General features: G+C 57.6%; 4 protein-coding genes and 1 pseudogene. 2 read left to right on the forward strand and 3 right to left on the reverse strand.

What is annotated here, in order from left to right:
* From YUU_RS60940 to YUU_RS58070, 3 genes and pseudogenes are all read right to left on the reverse strand, one after another.
* Positions 1–200, reverse strand: a 200-nt coding sequence (locus tag YUU_RS60940; RefSeq protein ID WP_210164198.1) for a hypothetical protein, incomplete at its 3' end; no start/stop codon positions are given.
* Between the two features lie 11 nt (positions 201–211).
* Positions 212–415 (reverse strand): GDCCVxC domain-containing (seleno)protein, encoded by a 204-nt coding sequence (locus YUU_RS62195; protein ID WP_084802013.1) that lies wholly within the window; start codon positions 413–415, stop codon positions 212–214.
* Between the two features lie 27 nt (positions 416–442).
* Positions 443–692: pseudogene (locus YUU_RS58070) on the reverse strand (cation transporter dimerization domain-containing protein); the annotation flags it as partial.
* A gap of 139 nt (positions 693–831) precedes the next feature.
* Between YUU_RS58070 and YUU_RS54535 the strand changes: the two are divergent.
* Together YUU_RS54535 and YUU_RS0145765 are read left to right on the forward strand one after the other, a co-directional pair.
* Entirely contained in the window at positions 832–1,728 is an 897-nt protein-coding gene (locus YUU_RS54535) for a hypothetical protein (protein ID WP_245288327.1), read from the forward strand.
* Between the two features lie 27 nt (positions 1,729–1,755).
* The gene (locus YUU_RS0145765; protein ID WP_084802014.1) at positions 1,756–2,103 is read left to right on the forward strand and encodes a cupredoxin domain-containing protein; all 348 of its coding nucleotides are present in this window, start codon (positions 1,756–1,758) and stop codon (positions 2,101–2,103) included.
* Positions 2,104–2,293 lie beyond the last annotated feature (190 nt).

Consider the following 2,293-nt stretch of genomic DNA (forward strand, 5'->3'; position numbering starts at 1 on the left):
AGAGCCGCGGCGCCGGCTGGGATTTCGTCCACGTTTGCATTGACGACCATTCCCGCGTCGCCTTCACGCAGATCAAGCCCGACGAAACAGCCGACCGCGATGGGCCACAAGGAGACCTTGCCGTTTGCTCGTGTCCCGTCGGGCGGCAAATGCGGTTGACGGCTTGGACCGGGGATTTTGAGCGAAACAAGAACGCCCAAGTGCGGCGGCCTTACTTGCAACAGCTAGCGCCCATCTGAATCGGCGGGCATTGGACCGTCCCGAATGAACAAAAGACACAGCAGTCCCCGGCCTTCGGCTTAAGCCTGGTTCCACAGGCCTTGCAGTCATAGAAGAACTGGCAGGCATCGAGTGCCATCACCTCGACAGCTTGCTGGTGGCAAACGGGACAGGTAATGGTTGATCGAAGTTCCATTTGCGCTCAGGTGTATGGCGGTGAACCTCAAAGGACGAAAACGCCTGAATGTTTGGCCTTATTTTTGGGCTCAACGTGAATCGTGACCCAGCTGTGCACATCGTCACCGCAGCTTCAATCCTATCACAGATGTCATGCGCCTGATTGACGGACATCTCGCCGGGGACGACGAGGTGGAACTCGATAAATGCTAATCTACCAGCATGCCTTGTCCGTGGGCCTCTAACGCTCCCTCGGCATGTTCGCTGATGATCTGTCGAATTCGTGCAAGTGTGGACTCTGGCATCGAAGCGGCGGCGCATGCGCCTTTCTGATGAAAAACTTAGAATTACTCTAGTTTAGAAGGAGTCTTTTTGCGGGCCTGCCGGTCATAGATTAGAGGCATCGAGCTCCGATCATTGACGGAGGTGCAATCGATGCCGGCGGGAAATGCCTCTGGGTGGCGTCATGCGGCTGCCTTCGGTCTATTCGCATTATTCTGCCTTGGCGGCGTCGCGCGCGCCGACGACGCCGCCAGTTGGCGCGAAATCGAAACGAAATACATTTTCGGCTTCACGACCGGTTCCGGCATTGGCATCGAAGGCGAAAAGGAATTCACGACCGACACCATCGGCCGGTTTGGCAAGCGCGACGGCCGCTATAGTGCGACCGAGACCAAGTATGAGTACGAATTCACCCCGTCTCAATTCGTGCAGATCGAGTTTGGTGCGCTCGGATCGACCCACAACATCCGGAACGTAACTGATCTCGACGATCGTCGCCAGGTGGCGTTCAGCGGCGGGTTTGGCGAATTCCGCTACCTCGCCCTCGAGCGGACGTCGAACAATCCGCTGTCGGTGACGCTGGCATTCGAGCCGACGGTGCGGCTCGTCGATGAGACAAGCGGCGAGCGGGTTCACAACTATGAATTCGAGACCACGCTCAATGCCGACCTCGAGCTCGTGAGAAACCGGCTGTTTGCTGGGTTCAACTTGCTATACGAGCCCGAATATACCCACACGTTGCTGGACGAGACGATCCGGGAAACCAAGCTCGGCGGCTCCGCGGCGCTGTCGTTCCGCGTCACGCCGAATGTCGTCATCGGAGGCGAAGTCTGGTATCTGCGCCATTACGACGACTTCGCGCTCTCGGCCTTTACCGGCGATGCCGTGATGCTCGGTCCGACGCTTTATGTCCGATTCACGCCGAAGATGTTCATGACCGCGGCTTGGAACACGCAGGTATGGGGTCGCGAAGTAGGAACCCCGTTCTCGCTCAATCTCGCTGAGTTCCAGCGCAACCGCGCCAAACTCAAATTCGCCGTCGAGTTTTGATCTGTCTCAAGTCCGGAAGGTCCAGTGATGTACGCTTTGACCGCGATCAAGAAGTTCGCTTCCGCGGCGATCTTCGCGACGATGCTGCCGTTGTCGACAGCATCGGCCCAGCAGGCGACGGAAATTCAGATCAGTTACTCCAACGGGCAGTTTCAGCCGCACGAGGTACGTGCGCCGGCGGACAAGCCGGTCGTGTTCCGGATCAGGAATCTCGACGGAAAGGCGATGGAGTTCGAAAGCACCTCGCTCAGGGTGGAAAAGGTCGTGGCCGCCAAGAGCCAGGGTGTGATCAACGTCCGCGCTCTCAAGGCAGGCCGCTATGAGTTCTATGATGACTTCAACGAGAAAGCGCGCGGCGCCCTGGTCGTCGAATAGGGCGGCCGACGCGCTGTGACAAGCTTGCTGCCAACTACTGCCTTCGTTCAACTCGCGTCAATCAGGCTATGGCTGCGCCTTAATGAGTCCGCATCCTAGCACTACTCTGGCAGATTTTTAGTGGTGGCGAGATTTTTGGGATTCTCAAGAGAGTGCTTGCGTGATTCATAAGAGGTCGGCTCATGGAGGG

It is taken from the genome of Bradyrhizobium sp. Ec3.3 (assembly GCF_000472925.1).
GTDB lineage: Bacteria > Pseudomonadota > Alphaproteobacteria > Rhizobiales > Xanthobacteraceae > Bradyrhizobium.